The sequence below is a fragment of the Pseudomonas sp. BN417 genome (assembly GCF_029871205.1).
GTDB lineage: Bacteria > Pseudomonadota > Gammaproteobacteria > Pseudomonadales > Pseudomonadaceae > Metapseudomonas.
On record NZ_SSOJ01000142.1, the window covers coordinates 41800 to 61717 of the forward strand.

The 19918-nt window shown below is 64.4% G+C and carries 21 protein-coding genes and 1 other RNA gene; 17 read left to right on the top strand and 5 right to left on the bottom strand.

The genetic code is table 11. The features are described 5' to 3' along the window. Positions 1 to 187: 187 nt before the first annotated feature. A complete protein-coding gene (locus tag E8F11_RS21145) occupies positions 188 to 1327 on the top strand; it encodes an acyl-CoA dehydrogenase family protein (RefSeq protein ID WP_280290833.1) in 1140 nt (379 codons plus the stop codon). A gap of 48 nt (positions 1328 to 1375) precedes the next feature. On the opposite strand, the gene E8F11_RS21150 is transcribed toward E8F11_RS21145, so the two are convergent. Continuing rightward, the gene (locus E8F11_RS21150; RefSeq protein ID WP_280290834.1) at positions 1376 to 2413 is read right to left on the bottom strand and encodes an NADP(H)-dependent aldo-keto reductase; all 1038 of its coding nucleotides are present in this window, start codon (positions 2411 to 2413) and stop codon (positions 1376 to 1378) included. Between the two features lie 276 nt (positions 2414 to 2689). Between E8F11_RS21150 and rplM the strand changes: the two genes are divergently transcribed. The 7 genes from rplM to E8F11_RS21185 all read left to right on the top strand — a co-directional run bounded on the left by rplM (position 2690) and on the right by E8F11_RS21185 (position 7509). Then, positions 2690 to 3118 (top strand): 50S ribosomal protein L13, encoded by a 429-nt coding sequence (gene rplM / locus E8F11_RS21155; RefSeq protein WP_016490991.1) that lies wholly within the window; start codon positions 2690 to 2692, stop codon positions 3116 to 3118. 14 nt (positions 3119 to 3132) lie between these two features. Beyond that, positions 3133 to 3525: a 30S ribosomal protein S9 gene (gene rpsI / locus E8F11_RS21160; RefSeq protein WP_280290835.1), complete on the top strand. Its 393-nt coding sequence runs from the start codon at positions 3133 to 3135 to the stop codon at positions 3523 to 3525. Positions 3526 to 3779: 254 nt separating this feature from the next. Then, positions 3780 to 4373: a ubiquinol-cytochrome c reductase iron-sulfur subunit gene (gene petA, locus E8F11_RS21165; RefSeq protein ID WP_280290836.1), complete on the top strand. Its 594-nt coding sequence runs from the start codon at positions 3780 to 3782 to the stop codon at positions 4371 to 4373. Then, positions 4373 to 5584: a cytochrome bc complex cytochrome b subunit gene (locus E8F11_RS21170; RefSeq protein ID WP_280290837.1), complete on the top strand. Its 1212-nt coding sequence runs from the start codon at positions 4373 to 4375 to the stop codon at positions 5582 to 5584. Before petA ends, E8F11_RS21170 begins: the two co-directional genes overlap by 1 nt. Then, positions 5584 to 6363 (top strand): cytochrome c1, encoded by a 780-nt coding sequence (locus tag E8F11_RS21175; RefSeq protein ID WP_280290838.1) that lies wholly within the window; start codon positions 5584 to 5586, stop codon positions 6361 to 6363. Before E8F11_RS21170 ends, E8F11_RS21175 begins: the two co-directional genes overlap by 1 nt. 89 nt (positions 6364 to 6452) lie before the next feature. Then, a complete protein-coding gene (locus tag E8F11_RS21180) occupies positions 6453 to 7070 on the top strand; it encodes a glutathione S-transferase N-terminal domain-containing protein (protein ID WP_280290839.1) in 618 nt (205 codons plus the stop codon). 10 nt (positions 7071 to 7080) lie between these two features. Beyond that, on the top strand, positions 7081 to 7509 hold the full coding sequence (locus E8F11_RS21185) for a ClpXP protease specificity-enhancing factor (protein WP_280290841.1): 429 nt from the start codon (positions 7081 to 7083) through the stop codon (positions 7507 to 7509). A gap of 48 nt (positions 7510 to 7557) precedes the next feature. On the opposite strand, the gene E8F11_RS21190 is transcribed toward E8F11_RS21185, so the two are convergent. The 4 genes from E8F11_RS21190 to E8F11_RS21205 are packed head-to-tail and all read right to left on the bottom strand — an operon-like array spanning position 7558 to position 10883. Then, positions 7558 to 8088 (bottom strand): BON domain-containing protein, encoded by a 531-nt coding sequence (locus E8F11_RS21190; protein ID WP_280290843.1) that lies wholly within the window; start codon positions 8086 to 8088, stop codon positions 7558 to 7560. Next, positions 8085 to 8678 carry a phosphoheptose isomerase gene (locus E8F11_RS21195; RefSeq protein ID WP_280290844.1) on the bottom strand — a complete coding sequence of 198 codons (594 nt, stop codon included), beginning with the start codon at positions 8676 to 8678 and terminating at the stop codon, positions 8085 to 8087. Before E8F11_RS21195 ends, E8F11_RS21190 begins: the two co-directional genes overlap by 4 nt. Before the next feature lie 28 nt (positions 8679 to 8706). Then, on the bottom strand, positions 8707 to 9075 hold the full coding sequence (locus E8F11_RS21200) for a YraN family protein (protein ID WP_280290845.1): 369 nt from the start codon (positions 9073 to 9075) through the stop codon (positions 8707 to 8709). After that, entirely contained in the window at positions 9072 to 10883 is a 1812-nt protein-coding gene (locus E8F11_RS21205; RefSeq protein ID WP_280290846.1) for a penicillin-binding protein activator, read from the bottom strand. Before E8F11_RS21205 ends, E8F11_RS21200 begins: the two co-directional genes overlap by 4 nt. Before the next feature lie 121 nt (positions 10884 to 11004). Here E8F11_RS21205 and rsmI point away from each other — a divergent pair, with 121 nt between their 5' ends. From rsmI to mraY, 9 genes are all read left to right on the top strand, one after another. After that, complete coding sequence (rsmI, locus tag E8F11_RS21210; protein WP_280290847.1) at positions 11005 to 11877, top strand: 16S rRNA (cytidine(1402)-2'-O)-methyltransferase; 873 nt, start codon at positions 11005 to 11007, stop codon at positions 11875 to 11877. Between the two features lie 40 nt (positions 11878 to 11917). Beyond that, an RNA gene (gene rnpB / locus E8F11_RS21215) (RNase P RNA component class A) lies at positions 11918 to 12276 on the top strand. Positions 12277 to 12592: 316 nt separating this feature from the next. Beyond that, positions 12593 to 13048, top strand: coding sequence for a division/cell wall cluster transcriptional repressor MraZ (mraZ, locus tag E8F11_RS21220; protein ID WP_280290848.1), 456 nt, complete (start codon positions 12593 to 12595; stop codon positions 13046 to 13048). After that, positions 13045 to 13992 carry a 16S rRNA (cytosine(1402)-N(4))-methyltransferase RsmH gene (gene rsmH / locus E8F11_RS21225; protein ID WP_280290849.1) on the top strand — a complete coding sequence of 316 codons (948 nt, stop codon included), beginning with the start codon at positions 13045 to 13047 and terminating at the stop codon, positions 13990 to 13992. The genes mraZ and rsmH overlap by 4 nt, the downstream gene beginning before the upstream one ends. Next, a complete protein-coding gene (ftsL, locus tag E8F11_RS21230; RefSeq protein ID WP_280290850.1) occupies positions 13989 to 14282 on the top strand; it encodes a cell division protein FtsL in 294 nt (97 codons plus the stop codon). The genes rsmH and ftsL overlap by 4 nt, the downstream gene beginning before the upstream one ends. Beyond that, positions 14282 to 16009 carry a penicillin-binding transpeptidase domain-containing protein gene (locus E8F11_RS21235; protein WP_280290902.1) on the top strand — a complete coding sequence of 576 codons (1728 nt, stop codon included), beginning with the start codon at positions 14282 to 14284 and terminating at the stop codon, positions 16007 to 16009. The genes ftsL and E8F11_RS21235 overlap by 1 nt, the downstream gene beginning before the upstream one ends. Continuing rightward, complete coding sequence (gene murE / locus E8F11_RS21240) at positions 16009 to 17472, top strand: UDP-N-acetylmuramoyl-L-alanyl-D-glutamate--2,6-diaminopimelate ligase (RefSeq protein WP_280290851.1); 1464 nt, start codon at positions 16009 to 16011, stop codon at positions 17470 to 17472. Before E8F11_RS21235 ends, murE begins: the two co-directional genes overlap by 1 nt. Then, positions 17465 to 18829, top strand: coding sequence for a UDP-N-acetylmuramoyl-tripeptide--D-alanyl-D-alanine ligase (gene murF / locus E8F11_RS21245; protein WP_280290852.1), 1365 nt, complete (start codon positions 17465 to 17467; stop codon positions 18827 to 18829). Before murE ends, murF begins: the two co-directional genes overlap by 8 nt. Before the next feature lie 2 nt (positions 18830 to 18831). After that, positions 18832 to 19914, top strand: coding sequence for a phospho-N-acetylmuramoyl-pentapeptide-transferase (mraY, locus tag E8F11_RS21250; RefSeq protein ID WP_280290853.1), 1083 nt, complete (start codon positions 18832 to 18834; stop codon positions 19912 to 19914). Positions 19915 to 19918: the final 4 nt, after the last annotated feature.

A 19918-nucleotide genomic window follows, 5' to 3' on the forward strand; every position in this document is an offset into this window, starting at 1 on the left:
CTCACCTGTCGAAGGTTGGAGGACTGCACATTGCTCATGAGTTTGTTCTTATTAGGGGAAAGCGGTCATTCAACGGCTGGATCGTCTTATTTTTTGTCCTAAGTGTCCAGTATGGCCGAAGAGGGGACTGGCCTAGAGTCGGTTGCCTCCGAACCCACACGACCCAAGTGTCATTCAAGGTGATGCCATGATCCCGAGAACCCTGTTCAGCTCCGACCACGAACTGTTTCGCGACAGTGTGCGCAAGTTCCTCGAGCAGGAGGCGGTGCCGTATCACCAGCAGTGGGAGAAGGACGGCCATATCGACCGCACGCTGTGGAACAAGGCCGGCGAGGCCGGCATGCTCTGTTCGCACATTCCCGAGGAGTACGGCGGCATGGGCGCGGACTTCCTCTACAGCGCCGTGGTGATCGAAGAGATCGGCCGCCTCGGTCTGACCGGAATCGGTTTCTCGCTGCACTCCGACATCGTCGCGCCCTACATCCTCCATTACGGCTCCGAGGCCCAGAAGCAGAGGTACCTGCCCAGGCTGGTCAGTGGTGAACTGGTGACCGCCATCGCCATGACCGAGCCCGGGGCCGGCTCGGACCTGCAGGGGGTGAAGACCACCGCAGTGCTGGATGGCGACGAGTACGTCATCAACGGCTCCAAGACCTTCATCACCAACGGTTTCCTGGCCGACCTGGTGATAGTGGTGGCCAAGACCGATCCCAAGGCCGGCGCCAAGGGCACCAGCCTGTTCCTGGTGGAGGCGGACACGCCCGGATTCGCCAAGGGCAAGCGCCTGGAGAAGGTGGGGATGAAGGCCCAGGACACCGCCGAGCTGTTCTTCCAGGACGTGCGCGTTCCAAGGGAAAACCTGCTGGGCCAGGCGGGCAAGGGCTTCGCCTACCTGATGCAGGAACTGCCCCAGGAGCGCCTGACGGTGGGCGTCGGCGCCCTGGCCTCGGCCGAGGCGGCGTTGAACTGGACCCTGGACTACACCCGCGAGCGCAAGGCGTTCGGCAAGTCCATCTCCGAGTTCCAGAACACCCGCTTCAAGCTGGCGGAGATGGCCACCGAGATCCAGGTCGGCCGCGTCTTCGTCGACCGCTGCCTGGAGCTGCATCTGCAAGGCAAGCTGGATGTGCCCACTGCGGCGATGCTCAAGTACTGGGGCACCGATCTGCAATGCAAGGTGCTCGACGAGTGCGTGCAGCTGCACGGCGGCTACGGCTTCATGTGGGAGTACGCGGTGGCTCGCGCCTGGGCGGATGCGCGGGTGCAGCGGATCTATGCCGGCACCAACGAGATCATGAAGGAGATCATCGCCCGCTCCTTGGTCTGAGCCCGCGATGAATGGAAGAAGCCCGGCATTGGCCGGGCTTCTTCGTTCTCAGGGTGCCGGGTTCGGCTGGTCCTTGTGAATGGCGGCTATGCCTTCCAGCACCTCTTCGGAAAGCTTCAGCTCGGTGCTGCGCAGGTTCGCCTCCAGCTGCTCCAGGGAGGTGGCGCCGATGATGTTGCTGGTCACGAAGGGTTGCGCCGTGACGAAGGCCAGGGCCATCTGTGCCGGGTCCAGGCCGTGCTCCCGTGCCAGTTGCACGTAGCGCGAGCAGGCCGCCTGGGACTGCGGGTTGGTATAGCGCGTGAAGCGGCTGAACAGGGTGATCCGCGCGTTGGCCGGGCGCGCGCCGTTCTCGTACTTGCCGGAGAGCATGCCGAAGGCCATGGGCGAATAGGCCAGCAGACCGCATTGCTCGCGGATCGCCACTTCGGCCAGGCCCACTTCGAAGGTGCGGTTGAGCAGGTTATAGGGATTCTGGATCGATACGGCGCGGGGCAGGCCGAGCTGCTCGGCGAGCTGGAGGAACTTCATGGTGCCCCAGGGGGTTTCGTTGGACAGTCCAATATGGCGGATCTTCCCAGCCTTGACCTGCTCGCCGAGGACTTCGAGGGTTTCCCGCAGCGGGGTGAAGTCCTGCTCCTGGTGCTGGTAGCCGAGTTGGCCGAAGAAGTTGGTGCTGCGCTCGGGCCAGTGCAACTGGTAGAGGTCGATCCAGTCCGTCTGCAGGCGTTCGAGGCTGGCGTCCAGGGCGGCGGTGATGTGCTGGCGATTGTGCTTGAGGGCGCCGCCGCGGATATGGCTGATGCCGTTGCCGGGCCCGGCCACCTTGCTCGCGAGGATCCAGTCGGCGCGATCGCCGCGCTTGGCGAACCAGTTGCCGATGATGCTCTCGGTGGCGCCGTAGGTCTCCGCCCTCGGCGGTACGGGATACATCTCCGCCGCGTCCATGAAGTTGATCCCGTAGGCCTTGGCGCGCTCGATCTGGGCGAACGCCTGGGCCTCGGTGTTCTGCTCGCCCCAGGTCATGGTGCCCAGGCAAAGGCGGCTGACCTTGAGGTCGGTGCGGCCCAATTGGCGGTATTCCATCGCTGCCTCCTTGGTTCAAGTGAAAGGATGCATGAAATCAGGTTGAAATTTTTCCTGCAATCGGCATAATTCCGCGGCTTTCTTCGCGGGGATGCCTAGCTCGCGGAGGAGGAAGGCGGGGATGCCTAGCCTGCCGAAAGAACCTTTGCCGTAGCGGACGCGCTGACCCGAGCCCCCGATAGCGTCTGTTTCCGGCTGCCTTGGTCTTGCCAGGGCGAGCACTATTCAGTAAGATCCGCCGTCTTATTTTCAGGGCGGCCCCTGAGGCTATAGCGAATGAAGACTTTTACTGCAAAACCGGAAACTGTTAAGCGCGACTGGTACGTCGTCGACGCTGCAGGTCAGACCCTGGGTCGTCTGGCCACCGAAATTGCCAGCCGTCTGCGTGGCAAGCACAAGCCGGAATACACCCCTCACGTTGACACCGGCGACTACATCGTCGTGATCAATGCCGAGCAGGTACGTGTTACTGGTGCCAAGACCACCGACAAGATGTACTACTCGCACTCCGGTTTCCCGGGTGGCATCAAGGAAATCAACTTCGAGAAGCTGATTGCCAAGGCCCCCGAGCGCGTGATCGAGACCGCGGTCAAAGGCATGCTGCCGAAGAACCCGCTGGGCCGCGACATGTATCGCAAGCTGAAGGTGTACAAGGGTGCTGTTCACCCGCACACCGCTCAGCAGCCCCAAGAACTGAAGATTTAACGGGATAGTTCATTATGTCGGCGACTCAAAACTACGGCACTGGCCGTCGTAAGACTGCTACCGCTCGCGTCTTCCTGCGTCCGGGCACTGGCAAGATTTCCATCAACAATCGCACCCTGGATACCTTCTTCGGTCGCGAAACCGCTCGCATGGTCGTGCGTCAGCCGCTGGAGCTGACCCAGACCGTCGAGAAGTTCGACATCTACGTCACCGTCGTTGGCGGTGGTGTGAGCGGTCAAGCTGGTGCTATCCGTCACGGTATCACCCGCGCCCTGATCGAGTACGACGAGACCCTGCGCAGCCCGCTGCGCAAGGCCGGCTACGTCACTCGCGACGCCCGCGAAGTTGAGCGTAAGAAAGTCGGTCTGCGTAAAGCGCGTAAGCGTCCGCAGTACTCCAAGCGTTAATTCGACGCTTGCAAAAAACGCCCAGTTTCTTCGGAGCTGGGCGTTTTTTTATGCGCTGAAAGTTATGCCCTGCGACAGCTTGTCGCACGCCCGGATCCCCCGTCATTCAAGGCTTTCGGCCAATTTGTATCCGGCTATTACCTTGTCAGCAAAGGGGGTTTTCTTTACCATTTGGCGAATTTTTTGCGCGGCTCGATTTTTTACTTAGTAGAGGCCTGAACAACAGGCCACAAAAGCTGATGGGAGACGACTGAATGAGCAATGACGGCGTGAATGCAGGCCGGCGTCGCTTCCTCGTAGCGGCCACGTCCGTGGTCGGTGCGGCGGGAGCGGTGGGGGCTGCGGTCCCGTTCGTGGGGTCATGGCTGCCCAGTGCCAAGGCCAAGGCCGCGGGTGCACCGGTCAAGGTGAATATAAGCAAGGTCGAGGCCGGCCAGCAGATCATCGCCGAATGGCGCGGTCAGCCGGTGTTCATCGTGCGTCGTACCGAGGAGATCCTTGCGAATCTCCCGAAGATCCACGACCGCATGGCCGACCCGGAGTCCAAGGTTTCCGTGCAGCCGACCTACGTGGATCCGGTCAGCCGTTCGATCAAGCCGGAAATCCTCGTCCTGGTCGGTATCTGCACCCACCTGGGCTGCTCGCCGTCCTTCCGCCCGGAAGTCGCCCCGGCTGACCTGGGTGCCGAGTGGGTCGGTGGCTACTTCTGCCCCTGCCATGGTTCCCGCTACGACCTCGCCGGCCGTGTCTACAAGGCGCAACCCGCGCCGATCAACCTGCCGGTGCCGCCGTATTCGTACGAGACGGATGACGTCATCATCGTCGGTGTGGACCAGGAGAAGGCCTGATGAGCAAGTTCATGGAATGGGTCGATGCGCGCTTCCCCGCGACCAAGATGTGGGAAGACCATCTGAGCAAGTACTACGCCCCGAAGAACTTCAACTTCTTCTACTTCTTCGGTTCGCTGGCACTGCTGGTATTGGTCAACCAGATCCTCACCGGTATCTGGCTGACCATGAGTTTCACTCCCTCCGCCGAGGAAGCCTTCGCGTCCGTTGAATACATCATGCGCGACGTGGAGTACGGCTGGATCATCCGCTACCTGCACTCCACCGGTGCTTCGGCGTTCTTCATCGTCGTCTACCTGCACATGTTCCGCGGCCTGCTCTACGGTTCCTACCAGAAGCCGCGCGAGCTGGTGTGGATCTTCGGCATGCTGATCTACCTCGCCCTGATGGCCGAGGCCTTCATGGGCTACCTGCTGCCCTGGGGCCAGATGTCCTACTGGGGTGCCCAGGTGATCATCTCGCTGTTCGGTGCCATCCCGGTGGTGGGCGATGACCTCACCCAGTGGATCCGTGGTGACTACCTGATCTCCGGCATCACCCTGAACCGCTTCTTCGCCCTGCACGTGATCGCCCTGCCGATCGTCCTGCTCGGCCTGGTCGTGCTGCACATCCTGGCGCTGCACGAGGTGGGTTCGAACAACCCGGACGGCGTGGACATCAAGAAGAAGAAGGACGAGAACGGCATTCCGCTGGACGGCATCGCGTTCCATCCCTACTACTCCGTGAAAGACATCGTCGGCGTAGTGGTATTCCTCTTCGTGTTCTGCTTCGTGGTGTTCTTCTTCCCGGAAATGGGCGGTTACTTCCTCGAGAAGCCGAACTTCGAACAGGCCAACCCGTTCAAGACCCCTGAGCACATCGCGCCGGTGTGGTACTTCACCCCCTTCTACGCGATTCTCCGTGCGGTACCGGACAAGCTGCTCGGCGTAATCGCCATGGGCGCTGCCATCGCTGTACTGTTCGTGCTGCCGTGGCTGGACCGCAGCCCGGTGAAATCGATGCGCTACAAGGGCTGGCTGAGCAAGATCTGGCTGCTGGTGTTCTGCGTGTCCTTCGTCATCCTCGGCGTGCTGGGTGTTCTGGCGCCGACCCCGGGCCGTACGTTGCTGTCGCAGGTGTGCACCACCCTGTACTTCGCGTACTTCATCCTGATGCCGTTCTACACCAGGATGGAAAAAACCAAACCGGTTCCGGAAAGGGTGACGGGCTAATGAAAAAGCTATTTGCTGCATTTGTATTTGCTGCGCTGCCGGCTCTTTCCTTCGCGAGCGGTGGTGAAGTGCATCTGGACAAGGTCGACATCGATCTGACCGACAAGGCTGCCATGCAGGACGGCGCGCGTACCTTCGCGAACTACTGCATGGGCTGCCACAGTGCCAAGTTCCAGCGCTACGAGCGCGTGGCCAAGGATCTGGGCATTCCCGAAGAACTGATGCTGGAAAACCTGGTCCTCACTGGCGCCAAGATCGGCGACCACATGAAGATCGGCATGCAGCCCCAGGACGCCAAGGTCTGGTTCGGTGCGGCTCCGCCCGACCTGACCTTGGTGGCCCGCGTGCGCGGCACCGACTGGCTGTACAGCTACCTGCGCTCGTTCTACGAAGATCCTGCACGTCCGTGGGGCGTGAACAACAAGGTCTTCCCGAACGTCGGCATGCCGAACGTCCTGGTCAGCCTGCAAGGCCGTCAGGTCGTAGGTTGCAAGCAGGTTCAGGTGGTGGAAGACGGCAAGAAGCAGTTCGATCCGCTGACCGGCGCTCCGCTGACTCATGAAGCGTGCGACCAGCTCACCGTGGTGCCGAAGACCGGCAAGCTGACCGAAGCCGAGTTCGACGAGAAGGTCCAGAACCTGGTGACCTTCCTCGCTTACTCCGCCAACCCGGTCAAGCTGGAAAGCCAGCGCGTCGGTACCTACGTCCTGCTGTACCTGGCGTTCTTCTTCGTGTTCGCCTACCTGCTCAAGCGTGAGTACTGGAAGGACGTGCACTGATACACTGCTGCACCGTAGTACGAAGCGCGCGCCCTTAGTGGGCGCGCGCGTCTTTTTGCCCCTGAATAATCCCGAGTGAGGAGGGCGCAATGGCCGTCACCAACAGGCTGGCCTGTTATTCCGACCCTGCCGACCACTATTCCCATCGCGTACGCATCGTGCTCGCCGAGAAAGGTGTCGCTGCCGAAATCATCAATGTCGAGCCCGGACGCTGCCCGCCCAAGCTGGCCGAGGTCAATCCCTACGGCAGCGTGCCGACCCTGGTGGACCGTGATCTGGCGCTCTATGAGTCGACCGTGGTGATGGAGTATCTCGAAGAGCGCTACCCCCATCCGCCATTACTGCCGGTCTATCCGGTGGCTCGCGCCAACAGCCGCCTGCTCATTCACCGCGTGCAGCGCGACTGGTGTTCGCTGGTGGATCGTATCCTCGATCCTCGCAGCAAGGACGCCGACAAGGCCCTGGCGCGCAAGGAGCTGCGCGAGAGCCTGACCGGCGTATCGCCGTTGTTTGCGGACAAGCCCTACTTTCTGAGCGAAGATTTCAGTCTGGTGGACTGCTGCCTGTTGCCGATACTCTGGCGCCTTCCCCTGTTGGGCATCGAGCTGCCGCGGCCGGCCAAGCCCCTTCTGGACTATATGGAGCGGGCCTTCGTTCGGGATTCCTTCCGAGCCAGCCTGTCCGACGTCGAACGCGACATGCGCTGAGGAGACCAAGATGAACTCCAGTCGCCCCTACCTGGTTCGTGCTCTCTACGAGTGGATAGTCGACAACGACTGCACGCCCCACCTGTTGGTCAATGCCGAGCATGCGGGTGTGCAGGTGCCGACGGGCTATGCCAATGACGGCCAGATCGTGCTCAATGTATCGCCCAGCGCCGTGCGCCACCTGCACATGGACAACGAGGCCGTGAGCTTCGAAGGACGCTTCGGTGGTGTGGCTCACAGCCTCTACATCCCGTCGGCGGCGGTCATGGCCATCTATGCCCGGGAGAATGGCCAGGGCATGGTCTTCGATCTTGAGCCGCCATTGTCGGACGACGAGCCTGGCCCCGAGGGCGACGGCCCGTCCGGTGGCGAGCCGCCGAGTTCGGGAGGCGACCCCTCGCGTCCCAGCGGCAGGCCCAGCCTGAAGGTGGTCAAGTAACAAAAAAGGCGATCCAGTGGATCGCCTTTTTTGTGCCTGTCGGATCGGTCAGTTGGTGTACTCGAAGAGCCGCACGATCCTCTGCACGCCCGAGACGTTCTGGACGATGCTGGTGGCCAGGGCGGCCTCCTGGCGGGTGATCAGGCCCAGCAGGTAGACGATGCCGTTCTCGGTTACCACCTTGATCTGCGAGCTGGGAACCTTTTCGTCGGCCAGCAGCTGGGTGGTGATCTTGGTGGTGATGGTGCTGTCGTTCAGTCGCGCCAGGGTGGAGGAGGGCGGCAGAACCTGCAATTCGTTGTGTACGCGGCGTACGCCCTGGGCGGACTGGGCGGCCTTGCCGGCGAGTTCCTTGAGGTCGGTGCGCGGCGTCTGGCCGGCGAGCAGGACCACGCCGTTATAGCTGGCGACCACGACGTGCGAGTTGGTTTTCAGGTCAGGGCTGGCGCCTTCGACCTTGGCGCGCACCTTGGATGGCAGGGACTGGTCGTCGATGGTCTTGCCGACGGTGCGGCCACCGCACCCGGACAGTGCGAGGCAGAGGGCCAGGCCGGCGAGGATCAGAGGGGAACGGATCATTCTTCACTCCCAAACAGTTGGCGGTCGATCAGGTCGCAGAGGCAATGGATGGTCAGCAGGTGCACTTCCTGGATGCGCGCCGTGACCTTGGACGGAACACGGATCTCCACGTCCTCGGGCAGCAGCAGCGAGGCCATGCCGCCGCCGTCGCGGCCGGTCAGGGCCACCACCACCATTTCGCGGTCGTGGGCGGCCTGGATGGCCTGGATCACGTTGGCCGAGTTGCCGCTGGTGGAAATCGCCAGGAGCACGTCGCCCGGCTGGCCGAGCGCGCGGATCTGCTTGGAAAAGACTTCGTTGTAGCTGTAGTCGTTGGCAATGGAGGTGATGGTCGAGCTGTCGGTGGTCAGCGCCACGGCGGGCAGGCTCGGGCGCTCGCGCTCGAAGCGGTTGAGCAGCTCCGAGGAGAAGTGCTGGGCGTCGCCGGCCGAGCCGCCGTTGCCGCAGGACAGGATCTTGCCCTCATTGAGCAGCGCGTGGACCATCACCATGCTGCCGTGCTCGATGTGCGGGGCCAGCAGTTCCATGGCCTGCAGCTTGGTGTCGATGCTGGCCTGGAAGAGTTGGCGGATACGGGGTTGCATGTCCATCGGGTAAGACCTTCAGTGGGGCGACCGATCAGGTGTCGAAGGCGTTCTTCAGCCAGGTCAGTCGCGGGGGCGAATCGCCGTCCATTGCTTCGACGGCAATCACATCAAATCGACAAGGGTATCTTGCCCAGCGGGATTCCTGCTGGAGGAACTGCTGGGCGGCGTAAGCCAGTTTTTCGCGCTTGCGGGCATCGACGCTCTCGAGGGCGCCGCCCCAACCGGCATGACGCCGATAGCGGACTTCGGCGAATACTACTGTATCGCCGTCGAGCATGACCAGATCGAGCTCGCCGCGCCGGCACAGCCAGTTCTGCGACAGCAGGCGCAGTCCATTTGCTTCGAGATGAGCGCGGGCAAGGGCTTCCGCCGCCTGCCCGCGGCTGCGGGCGTCACTCAAGAGTCGCTGTCTTTCAGTCGCTGTACCTGGCCATCGCGGAACTCGGCCCAGGGCAGCTGGCGCTCGATGCGGCGGGCGGGATTGAGGCTGAGGCGGCCGGACAGACCGTCCACCTGGGTGTCCGGTAGGGCCTTCAGCTGCGCCAGGCGCGGTGCCAGGCGGTAGGCGTCGGCGCCCATGGCGTAGAGCCGGCCCAGGCTGCCGCCGGCCTGCGGCCATTGGCTGCCCACCTGCTGGCGCAGCGGATCGTCGCCATTCAGCAGCCAGGGGGTCTCGCAGAAGCGGATGCCGTTCAGGTCCTGGTACTGGGTCTGGTCGTTGCCTGCGGCATAGAGGTGCGAAGTGGAGTAGACCGGCACGTCGCCCGCGTACTGGAAGGCCAGGGTCGGCTTGATCTGCTGGGCCTGCTGCGGCGTTGCCGCAAGGAAGATGAAGTCGACGTCCTGGCGGCGTGCTGGCTGTGCGGCCACCGGCACGCCCAGGGTGCCTTGCAGGCGCTTGGCGCGGGCTTCGCTCTGGCGCAGCTGGAACAGGTCGGCGATCTGCTGGGCCAGGGCTACCGGCTGGTCGACGTGTTCGGCGGCGATCAGGCGGCCGCCAGCGGCCTGCCAGCTCTGCTGGAAGGCGCTCAGCACGCGGTCACCCCATTCGCCGCGAGGGACCAGGGCAACGGCGCTGCGCATGCCGTCGGCCCAGGCGCGCCGAGCGACCTCGCGGGCTTCGTCCTCGGCGGCGAGGCCGAACTGGAAGAGCTGCGCCGGGGCTTCCTGGCCGGCGTCGCTGTAATTCAGGGCCAGGGTGGTGATGGGCAGCTGCTCGCGGGTGCTGAGCTGCTTCACCAGCGGCTTCTCCAGCGGGCCGACCACCAGTTGCACGCCGTCGGCCTGGGCCTGGCGGTAGAACTCGTCGATGGAGGTCAGTTTCGAGCTGTCGTAGAGGGCAATGGCCGGTTGTGGCTGGCCGGATTGCTTGGCCTGGTAGTGGGCGGCCAGGAAGCCGTCGCGCAGGGCGCGGGACACCGAAGCGAGCTGGCCTTCCTGGGGCAGCAGCAGGGCGATCTTGGTCAGCGGCTGGCCGGCGATCTCCTTCAGCTTGGTCAGGGGCTCCGGCAGCTGCTTGGCCGCGGGGTGGTCGGGATTCCGGGCGCGCCAGTCGTCGATGGCGGCCTGCTGTTGTTCCAGGGTGGAGGAGGTCTTGGTCAGGCGGGCCAGCTCGAGCCAGCCGGCCAGGTCGTTGTCGCCACCGCCTTGCAGTTGCTCCAGCGGCAGGCTGGAGACCAGGCCCCAGATGGCTTCGTGGTTGGCGTTGGCCGCGTTTCCGCTCAGCAGCGGGGCGATGAACACGCGCTCGCGGGCAGCGGCGAGGTTCTGGCCGTCGGCCTCCAGGGCGCGAGCGCGGACCAGCTGGGTGCGTACCTGCTGCTCCACCGGCAGTTCGGCCAGGCGCTCCAGGCTCGGATGGCTCAGGGCCTTGAGGGCGCTCTTGGGCTGGTTGCGGGCCATGGCCAGCTCGGCGGCCAGGGTGCTGGCGAATATCTGCTGGGCGGGCTTCAGGCCTTCCAGCGGGATCTGCTCCAGGATGCGTGCCGAGCGGCCAATGTCCTGCTGCTGGTAGGCGAGGTCGGCGGCGGACAGGCGCAGCAGGACCGCTTCCTCCGGCTCGGCTTCGCTGGCCTGCTGCAGCAACTGCTCGATGCTGGCCTCAGGGGTGCGGGGCAGTTCGCCGAGGCTGGACGAGGGCGAGCTGGCGCAGGCAACCAGCAGGCCGGCGAGGCAGAGGGCGGAGAGCGGACGCAGGCAAGCGATCATTTATCGGTCCCGATACTCGTTGAAAGAAAGACGCGATTGTACCCAAGGCCCGGGTGGGGCGCGATGTCGGTCCTGTGAATAGGGATACAATGCGCGCTTTCAGTCCTTTCCGAGGTGCCCAGTGACCCTTTCTTCCGCCTCCGGCAGCGCTCCCGGCACCCTCTACGTGGTGGCGACGCCCATCGGCAACCTGGACGACATCAGCGCCAGGGCCCTGCGGGTGCTGCGCGAGGTGGCGCTGATCGCCGCCGAAGACACCCGGCACTCGATCCGCCTGCTGCAGCACTTCGGCATCGAGACGCCGCTGGCGGCCTGTCACGAGCACAACGAGCGCGACCAGGGCGGGCGCTTCCTGGCGCGCTTGCAGGCGGGCGACGATGTGGCGCTGATTTCCGACGCCGGCACACCGCTGATTTCCGATCCGGGTTTCCATCTCGTGCGCCAGGCGCGCGCGGCCGGGGTTTCCGTGGTTCCGGTTCCCGGCGCCTGTGCGCTGGTCGCGGCGCTGTCGGCCGCCGGCCTGCCGTCGGATCGCTTCATATTCGAGGGTTTCCTGCCGGCCAAGGCCAATGCTCGCCGTGGCCGTCTGGAGCAGATAAAGGAAGAGCCGCGCACCTTGATCTTCTACGAAGCGCCGCACCGTCTGCTGGAATCCCTGGAGGATATGCGCGAGGTGTTCGGCGGCGATCGCCTTGCGGTGCTGGCCCGAGAATTGACCAAGACCTTCGAGACCTTGAAGGGCGCGCCGTTGGGCGAGTTGTGCGGCTGGGTCGCCGCGGACTCCAATCAGCAGCGAGGCGAATGCGTCGTGCTGGTGGGTGGCTGGCAGGCCCCGGAAGGCGAGGGCGCCCTGAGCGCGGAGGCGCTGCGGGTGCTCGACCTGCTGCTGGGGGAGTTGCCCCTCAAACGTGCCGCTGCCCTGGCGGCGGAGATCACTGGCGTACGCAAGAATCTGCTCTACCAGGCGGCTCTGGAGCGGCAGGGCGATTCCTGAGCTTGTTCTTCCGGCCGCCTGCCGTTAACCTTGGCGGCAGAGAGTCGATCGGACAGTCGCTGTCTCATTTCGTTCGTCGATTATGAGAGGGAGGAAAGTCCGGGCTCCATAGGGCGGAGTGCCAGGTAACGCCTGGGAGGCGCAAGCCTACGGAAAGTGCCACAGAAAATAACCGCCTAAGCGCGTAAGCGCCGGTAAGGGTGAAAAGGTGCGGTAAGAGCGCACCGCACGACTGGTAACAGTTCGTGGCTAGGCAAACCCCACTCGGAGCAAGACCAAATAGGAATCCATGGCGCGGCCCGCGTCGGATTCGGGTAGGTTGCTAAAGGCTGTCAGTGATGGCAGCCGTAGATGAATGACTGTCCTCGACAGAACCCGGCTTACAGATCGACTCTCTACTTCTTTCCCTCCGCTTTAGCTGCGCAGCGTTCTCTTCCCTGCCGTCGAAATACCGAAAAGATCTTACTCTTAACAATTCACTTTAAGTTTGAAGTTCAGTTCGCTGTAAGTACTGGATTTTGCTCTGCCTTTGTCCCTGCGAAACCTTCCAAAACCCCGCCAATCCCTCGCTAAATTGCCGTCCTGTAAGGAATTTTCCCCTTTTTCCTGCCTTGACGGTGGGGCTGGCGCATTTCTATAGTGTGCGGAAGTGGAGCGAAGTGGGTAGAAGTGGGACTTACTGGCAAGGAAAGCCAATCAAAGGGGGAGCGCAGCCGTGTTTCGCGGAGCCAACGCCATCAGTCTCGACGCAAAGGGGCGACTCGCGATGCCAAGCCGGTATCGTGATGAGCTCATGACGCGTTGCGCTGGGCAGCTCATCGTGACCATCGACGCTGTCGACGCCTGTTTGACTGTCTATCCCCTGCCTGAATGGGAGCTCATCGAAGCCAAGCTGCGAGAGTTGCCTTCCCTGCGCGAGGAAACTCGTCGCCTGCAACGTCTGCTGATCGGCAATGCCGTGGACCTGGAGCTTGATAGCGCAGGTCGTTTTCTCGTTCCGCCGCGCCTGCGTGAGCACGCCGGGCTGGACAAGCGGGCAATGCTGGTTGGCCAACTGAACAAATTTCAACTGTGGGATGAGGATGCCTGGAACGCGATTTCCGAGGCTGATCTCATGGCAATCAAACAACCCGGCGGCCTGCCGGACGAACTACGTGACCTAATCCTGTGAGCGCGACCAGCAGCTTCCGTCATATCACCGTACTGCTCGAAGAGGCTGTGGAAGGACTCGCCCTGCGCGCGGACGGCTGCTACCTGGATGGCACGTTCGGGCGAGGGGGGCATAGCCGCCTCATCCTCGAGCGGCTTGGGCCCGGAGGTCGCTTGCTGGGGTTCGACAAGGACCCGCAAGCGATTGCGACGGGGCAAGCTCTGGCGGCCGAAGATGGCCGCTTTGTCATTGTGCAGCGCAGCTTTGCCGAACTCGGCGATGAGGTGCGCGTACAAGGCCTGGACGGCAAGGTGGACGGCGTTCTGCTCGACCTTGGCGTGTCCTCGCCGCAACTGGATGATCCGGAGCGCGGCTTCAGTTTCCTCAACGACGGCCCGCTGGACATGCGCATGAATCCCGATCGTGGCCAGAGCGCCGCGCAGTGGATCGCCAGCGCCAGCGAGGAGGAGATCGCCCGGGTCTTCAAGGATTACGGCGAAGAGCGATTCGCCAAGCGCATGGCCCGTGCCGTGGTGCAGCGCCGTGCCGAGAAGCCTTTCGAGCGTACTGCGGACCTGGCGGCCGTGCTGACTGCCGCCAACCCGGCCTGGGAGAAGGGCAAGAACCCCGCGACCCGCGCCTTCCAGGGCATCCGCATCCACGTCAATAACGAGCTGGGAGACCTGGAGCAGGGGCTGGATGCCGCGCTCGAGGCCCTGGCGGTCGGTGGCCGCCTGGTGGTGATCAGCTTCCATTCCCTGGAAGACCGCATCGTCAAGCAGTTCATGCGCAAGCACGCCAAGGGCGAGGCCGACAAGCTGCCTCGCGACCTGCCGGTGCGCCACGCAGTCTTCGAGCCGCGCCTGAAGCTGCTGGGCAAGCCGCAATACGCTTCCGAGGAAGAGCTCAAGGCCAACCCGCGCTCGCGCAGCGCGGTCATGCGCGTGGCGGAGAAGCTACGATGAGCCGCCCCTACGCCAAGCCCCTGCCCGGCGGCAGCCTGTTGATGCTGCTGCTGTTCCTTGGCGTATTGCTTTCCGCTATCGCGGTGTCCTACAGCGCCCACTGGAATCGCCAGTTGCTCAACCAGCTCTATACCGAGCTGAGCGTGCGCGACAAGGCGCAGGCCGAGTGGGGGCGGCTGATCCTCGAGCAGAGCACCTGGACCGCCCATAACCGCATCGAGTCCCTGGCCAGCGAGCAGCTGAAGTTGCGCATCCCTGATCCGGCCGAAGTACGGATGGTGGCGCCATGATGAAGCTCGAAGGCGCGCTCTATCCCTGGCGCTTCCGGGTTGTGCTGGGCCTGCTCGCCATCATGGTCGGCGCCATTTCCTGGCGCATCGTCGACCTGCATGTGATCGACCATGACTTCCTCAAGGCCCATGGCGATGCGCGCAGTGTGCGGCACATCCCGATTCCCGCCCACCGCGGTCTGATCACCGACCGCAATGGCGAGCCCCTGGCCGTCAGTACCCCGGTCACCACCCTCTGGGCCAACCCCAAGGACCTGATGGGCCTGCGCGATCAGTGGCCGCGGATCGCCGAGGTGCTGGGCCTGGACCCGAAGGCGTTCGCTCAGCGCATCGAACTGAACGCCAACCGCGAGTTCATGTACCTGGAGCGTGGCCTCACCCCAGAACAGGGCCAGGCTATCCTCGCCCACAAGCTGCCCGGCGTTTACGGCATCGAAGAGTTCCGCCGCTTCTACCCGGCCGGCGAAGTGACCGCCCATGTGGTGGGCTTCACCGACGTGGATGACCGTGGCCGCGAAGGCGTCGAGCTGTCCTTCGACGAGTGGCTGGCCGGCGTGCCCGGCAAGCGCCAGGTGCTGAAGGACCGTCGTGGCCGCCTGATCAAGGATGTGCAGGTGGCGCGCAATGCCAAGCCGGGCAAGACCCTGGCCCTGTCCGTCGACCTGCGCCTGCAGTACCTGGCCCACCGCGAGCTGCGCAACGCGCTGGTGGAGAACGGCGCCAAGGCCGGCAGCCTGGTGATCATGGACGTGAAGACCGGCGAAGTGCTGGCCATGGCCAACCAGCCCACCTACAACCCGAACAACCGCCGCAACCTGCAGCCGGCGGCAATGCGTAACCGCGCCATGATCGACGTGTTCGAGCCCGGCTCCACGGTCAAACCGTTTTCCATGAGTGCCGCCCTGGAAAGCGGGCGCTGGAAGCCCACCGATACCGTCGACGTCTATCCCGGTACCCTGCAGATCGGCCGCTATACCATTCGCGACGTTTCGCGCGCCACTGGCGCGCTCGACCTTACCGGCATCCTGATCAAGTCCAGCAACGTCGGTATCAGCAAGATTGCTTTCGACATCGGCGCCGAGTCCATCTACCGCGTCATGCAGCAGGTGGGGCTGGGCCAGGACACCGGCCTCGGCTTCCCCGGCGAGCGCGTCGGCAATCTGCCCAACCACCGCAAGTGGCCCAAGGCCGAGACCGCGACCCTGGCCTACGGCTATGGCCTGTCGGTGACCGCCATCCAGCTGGCCCACGCCTATTCGGTGATCGCCAACAACGGCAAGAGCGTGCCGCTGTCGCTGACCCGTACCGACAACCAGGTCGAAGGCGTGCAAGTGATCGACGAGCAGGTCGCCAAGACCCTCCAGGGCATGCTCCAGCAAGTGGTCGAAGCGCCGGGCGGCGTATTCCGCGCCCAGGTCCCCGGCTACCACGTGTCCGGCAAGAGTGGCACCGCGCGTAAAGCCAGCGTAGGTAGCAAGGGCTACACCCAGAACGCCTACCGCTCGCTGTTCGCCGGTTTCGCTCCTTCCACCAGCCCGCGCATCGCCATGGTGGTGGTGATCGACGAACCCAGCAAGGCGGGCTATTTCGGCGGCCTGGTCTCGGCCCCGGTATTCGGCAAGGTCATGGCCGGCGCGCTGCGTCTGATGAACATCGCGCCCGACAACCTGCCCACCGAGGAACAACAGACCGCGAATGCGGCCACCGGCAAAGGAGGGCGAATCTGATGCCCATGCCATTGAACCAGTTACTGCTCCAGGCGCAGAGCGCCACCCTGATTCGTGAACTGACCCTGGACAGCCGCAAGGTACGTCCGGGCGACCTGTTTCTGGCCGTCCCCGGTGCCCAGCAGGATGGTCGCGCCCATATTGCCGATGCCGTGGCCCGTGGCGCGGTAGCCGTGGCCTATGAGGCGGCCGGCGCCGAGCATTACCAGGCCGGCAGCGCCGAACTCATCCCGATCAAGGGCCTGGCCGGCCAGCTGTCGGCCATCGCCGGGCGCTTCTATGGCGAGCCGAGCCGTGCCCTGCGTCTGGTGGGGGTCACCGGCACCAACGGCAAGACCAGTGTCAGCCAGCTGCTGGCCCAGGCCCTCGACCAGTTGGGCGAGCGCTGCGGGATAGTCGGCACCCTGGGTACCGGTTTCTACGGCGAGCTGGAAAGCGGCCGCCATACCACTCCCGATCCGCTGGCCGTGCAGGCCACCCTGGCCGGCCTGAAGCAGGCCGGCGCGCGCGCGGTCGCCATGGAAGTCTCCTCCCATGGGCTGGAGCAGGGCCGTGTCGCCGCGCTGGATTTCGATGTGGCGGTGTTCACCAACCTGTCCCGTGACCATCTGGATTACCACGGCTCCATGGAAGCCTACGCCGAGGCCAAGGCACGCCTGTTCGCCTGGCCCGAGTTGCGTGCCCGGGTGATCAACCTCGACGACCAGTTCGGCCGCCAGTTGGCTGCCGAGTCGCGCGAGTCGCGCCTGTTCAGCTACAGCCTGGAAGACGCCAGCGCCTTCCTTTATTGCCGTGAAGCCCGCTTCGACGACCACGGCGTGCGCGCCCAACTGGTCACCCCGCAAGGCGAGGGCCTGCTGCGCAGCCCGCTGCTGGGGCGCTTCAACCTGAGCAACCTGCTGGCCGTGGTCGGCGCGTTGCTGGCCATGGACTACCCGTTGGACGAAGTGCTGCATGTCCTGCCGTCGCTGCAGGGGCCGGTGGGCCGCATGCAGCGCCTGGGCGGTGACGACAAGCCGCTGGTGGTGGTGGATTACGCCCACACGCCGGATGCCCTGGAGAAAGTCCTGCAGGCCCTGCGTCCCCACGTGCGTGGCCGTCTGCTCTGCCTGTTCGGCTGCGGTGGCGATCGCGATCGCGGCAAGCGTCCGCTGATGGCGGCCGTGGCGGAACGCCTGGCCGACCAGGTGCTGGTGACCGACGACAACCCGCGCAGCGAAGAGCCTGCACAGATTTTCACCGACATCCGCCCCGGCTTCGTCGACGCGCAGCAGGTCGAGTTCGTCGCCGGCCGTGGCCAGGCCATCGCCCAGCTGATCCGCAGCGCCGGCACGGACGACGTGGTGCTGCTGGCCGGAAAGGGCCATGAGGACTACCAGGAGATCGCCGGCGTGCGCCAGCCCTTCTCCGACCTCGAGGAAGCCGCCAAGGCCCTGGATGCCTGGGAGGTCCCCCATGCTTAAACCCTTCCGCCTGTCGGAACTGCTGGGTCCGCTGCAGGCCGAGCTGCTGGGTGCCGACGTCGCCTTCACCGGGGTCTCCAGCGACAGCCGCAAGATAGAGCCGGGGCAGCTGTTCGTTGCCCTGGTCGGTCCGCGCTTCGATGGCCATGCCTACCTCGCCGAGGTCGCCGCCAAGGGCGCGGTGGCCGCCCTGGTCCAGCGCGAAGTGCCGGGTGCGCCGCTGCCACAGCTGCTGGTGGCCGATACCCGTGATGGCCTGGGGCGCCTGGGCGCATACAACCGTGACGGTTTCACCGGCCGCGTGGCGGCGGTCACCGGTTCCAGCGGCAAGACCACGGTCAAGGAGATGCTCGCCAGCATCCTCCGTACCCAGGGCTCCGTGCTGGCCACCCGTGGCAACCTGAACAACGACCTCGGCGTACCCCTGACCCTGCTGGAGCTGGGCGCCGGGCACGACAGTGCGGTCATCGAGCTGGGTGCGTCCGGTGTCGGCGAGATCCTCTACACTGTCGGCCTTACCCGGCCCCAGGTCGCCATCATCAACAATGCCGGCACCGCCCACGTCGGCGAGTTCGGTGGTCCGGAAAAGATCGTCGAAGCCAAGGGCGAGATTCTCGAAGGGCTGCCCGCCGATGGCGTGGCGGTGCTCAATCGTGACGACCGCGCCTTCGCCACCTGGCAAGCGCGTGCCGCCGGGCGCAAGGTGCTGAGCTTCGCCCTGAACGACGCCAGCGCCGACCTGCGCGCCGAGAACCTGGCCCGCGATGCCCGCGGTTGCATGGCCTTCCGCCTCGAGGGCGTGGCCGGTGCGGCGGACATCCAGCTCAATCTGTTGGGGGCGCACAACGTCGCCAATGCCCTGGCCGCCGTCGCCGCGGCGCATGCCCTGGGCGTGCCGCTGGTCGGGATCAAGGCCGGCCTGGAAAACCTGCAGCCCGTCGCAGGCCGCGCCGTAGCGCAGCTCGCGCCCAGCGGCATGCGCGTGATCGACGACAGCTACAACGCCAACCCCGCGTCCATGCTCGCGGCCGTTGATATACTCGCCGGCTTTTCCGGCCGCACCGTCCTGGTGCTCGGGGATATGGGCGAGCTGGGCGAATGGGCCGAGCAGGGCCACCGCGACGTGGGCGACTACGCCCGCGGCAAGGTCAGCGCACTGTACGCCGTCGGTCCGCTGATGGCCCACGCAGTCGCTGCGTTCGGTGCCCAGGGCCGCCACTTCGCCGACCAGGCCAGCCTGATCCAGGCGCTGGTCAGCGAGCAGGACACAAACACCACAATTCTGATCAAAGGTTCCCGTAGCGCGGCGATGGACAAAATCGTCGCGGCACTCTGCGGGACGGGGGAGGCTCACTAATCATGCTGCTGCTGCTCGCTGAGTACCTGCAACAGTTCTATAAAGGGTTCGGCGTATTCCAGTACCTGACCCTGCGCGGGATTCTCGGCGTCCTGACAGCCCTGTCGCTGTCCCTCTGGCTCGGTCCCTGGATGATCCGCACCCTGCAGATCCGCCAGATCGGCCAGGCCGTGCGTAATGACGGCCCGCAATCGCACCTGTCGAAGTCCGGCACGCCGACCATGGGCGGCGCGCTGATCCTGACCGCCATCGCCATCAGCACCCTGCTCTGGGCCGACCTGTCCAACCGCTACGTCTGGGTGGTGCTCGCCGTGACCCTGGCGTTCGGCGCCATCGGCTGGGTGGATGACTACCGCAAGGTGATCGAGAAGAATTCCCGCGGCCTGCCGAGCCGCTGGAAGTATTTCTGGCAGTCGGTGTTCGGCATCGCTGCCGCGGTCTTCCTCTATATCACCGCCAGTACCCCGGCCGAGACCACCCTGATCCTGCCGCTGGTGAAGAACATCGAGATCCCGCTGGGCATCGGCTTCGTGGTGCTGACCTACTTCGTGATCGTCGGCTCCAGCAACGCGGTCAACCTGACCGACGGCCTCGACGGCCTGGCCATCATGCCCACCGTGATGGTCGGCGGCGCGCTGGGGATCTTCTGCTACCTGTCGGGCAACATCAAATTCGCCGACTACCTGCTGATCCCCTACGTTCCGGGCGCGGGCGAACTGATCGTGTTCTGCGCCGCCCTGGTCGGTGCCGGTCTCGGCTTCCTCTGGTTCAACACCTATCCGGCCCAGGTCTTCATGGGTGATGTCGGCGCGCTGGCGCTGGGTGCCGCCCTCGGCACCATCGCCGTGATCGTCCGCCAGGAAGTGGTGCTCTTCATCATGGGTGGCGTGTTCGTCATGGAAACCCTGTCGGTGATGATCCAGGTCGCCTCCTTCAAACTGACCGGTCGTCGTGTGTTCCGCATGGCCCCTATCCACCACCATTTCGAACTGAAAGGCTGGCCCGAGCCCCGCGTGATCGTACGTTTCTGGATCATCACCGTAATCCTGGTGCTGGTCGGTCTGGCCACCCTGAAACTGAGGTAAACAA

Excerpts from the sequence above, each read along its gene's own strand:
- E8F11_RS21145 (WP_280290833.1), top strand. The coding sequence starts at position 188 with ATGATCCCGAGAACCCTGTTCAGCTCCGACCACGAACTGTTTCGCGAC.
- E8F11_RS21150 (WP_280290834.1), bottom strand. The coding sequence starts at position 2,413 with ATGGAATACCGCCAATTGGGCCGCACCGACCTCAAGGTCAGCCGCCTT.
- rplM (WP_016490991.1), top strand. The coding sequence starts at position 2,690 with ATGAAGACTTTTACTGCAAAACCGGAAACTGTTAAGCGCGACTGGTAC.
- rpsI (WP_280290835.1), top strand. The coding sequence starts at position 3,133 with ATGTCGGCGACTCAAAACTACGGCACTGGCCGTCGTAAGACTGCTACC.
- petA (WP_280290836.1), top strand. The coding sequence starts at position 3,780 with ATGAGCAATGACGGCGTGAATGCAGGCCGGCGTCGCTTCCTCGTAGCG.
- E8F11_RS21170 (WP_280290837.1), top strand. The coding sequence starts at position 4,373 with ATGAGCAAGTTCATGGAATGGGTCGATGCGCGCTTCCCCGCGACCAAG.
- E8F11_RS21175 (WP_280290838.1), top strand. The coding sequence starts at position 5,584 with ATGAAAAAGCTATTTGCTGCATTTGTATTTGCTGCGCTGCCGGCTCTT.
- E8F11_RS21180 (WP_280290839.1), top strand. The coding sequence starts at position 6,453 with ATGGCCGTCACCAACAGGCTGGCCTGTTATTCCGACCCTGCCGACCAC.
- E8F11_RS21185 (WP_280290841.1), top strand. The coding sequence starts at position 7,081 with ATGAACTCCAGTCGCCCCTACCTGGTTCGTGCTCTCTACGAGTGGATA.
- E8F11_RS21190 (WP_280290843.1), bottom strand. The coding sequence starts at position 8,088 with ATGATCCGTTCCCCTCTGATCCTCGCCGGCCTGGCCCTCTGCCTCGCA.
- E8F11_RS21195 (WP_280290844.1), bottom strand. The coding sequence starts at position 8,678 with ATGGACATGCAACCCCGTATCCGCCAACTCTTCCAGGCCAGCATCGAC.
- E8F11_RS21205 (WP_280290846.1), bottom strand. The coding sequence starts at position 10,883 with ATGATCGCTTGCCTGCGTCCGCTCTCCGCCCTCTGCCTCGCCGGCCTG.
- ftsL (WP_280290850.1), top strand. The coding sequence starts at position 13,989 with ATGAGCCGCCCCTACGCCAAGCCCCTGCCCGGCGGCAGCCTGTTGATG.
- E8F11_RS21235 (WP_280290902.1), top strand. The coding sequence starts at position 14,282 with ATGAAGCTCGAAGGCGCGCTCTATCCCTGGCGCTTCCGGGTTGTGCTG.
- murE (WP_280290851.1), top strand. The coding sequence starts at position 16,009 with ATGCCCATGCCATTGAACCAGTTACTGCTCCAGGCGCAGAGCGCCACC.
- murF (WP_280290852.1), top strand. The coding sequence starts at position 17,465 with ATGCTTAAACCCTTCCGCCTGTCGGAACTGCTGGGTCCGCTGCAGGCC.
- mraY (WP_280290853.1), top strand. The coding sequence starts at position 18,832 with ATGCTGCTGCTGCTCGCTGAGTACCTGCAACAGTTCTATAAAGGGTTC.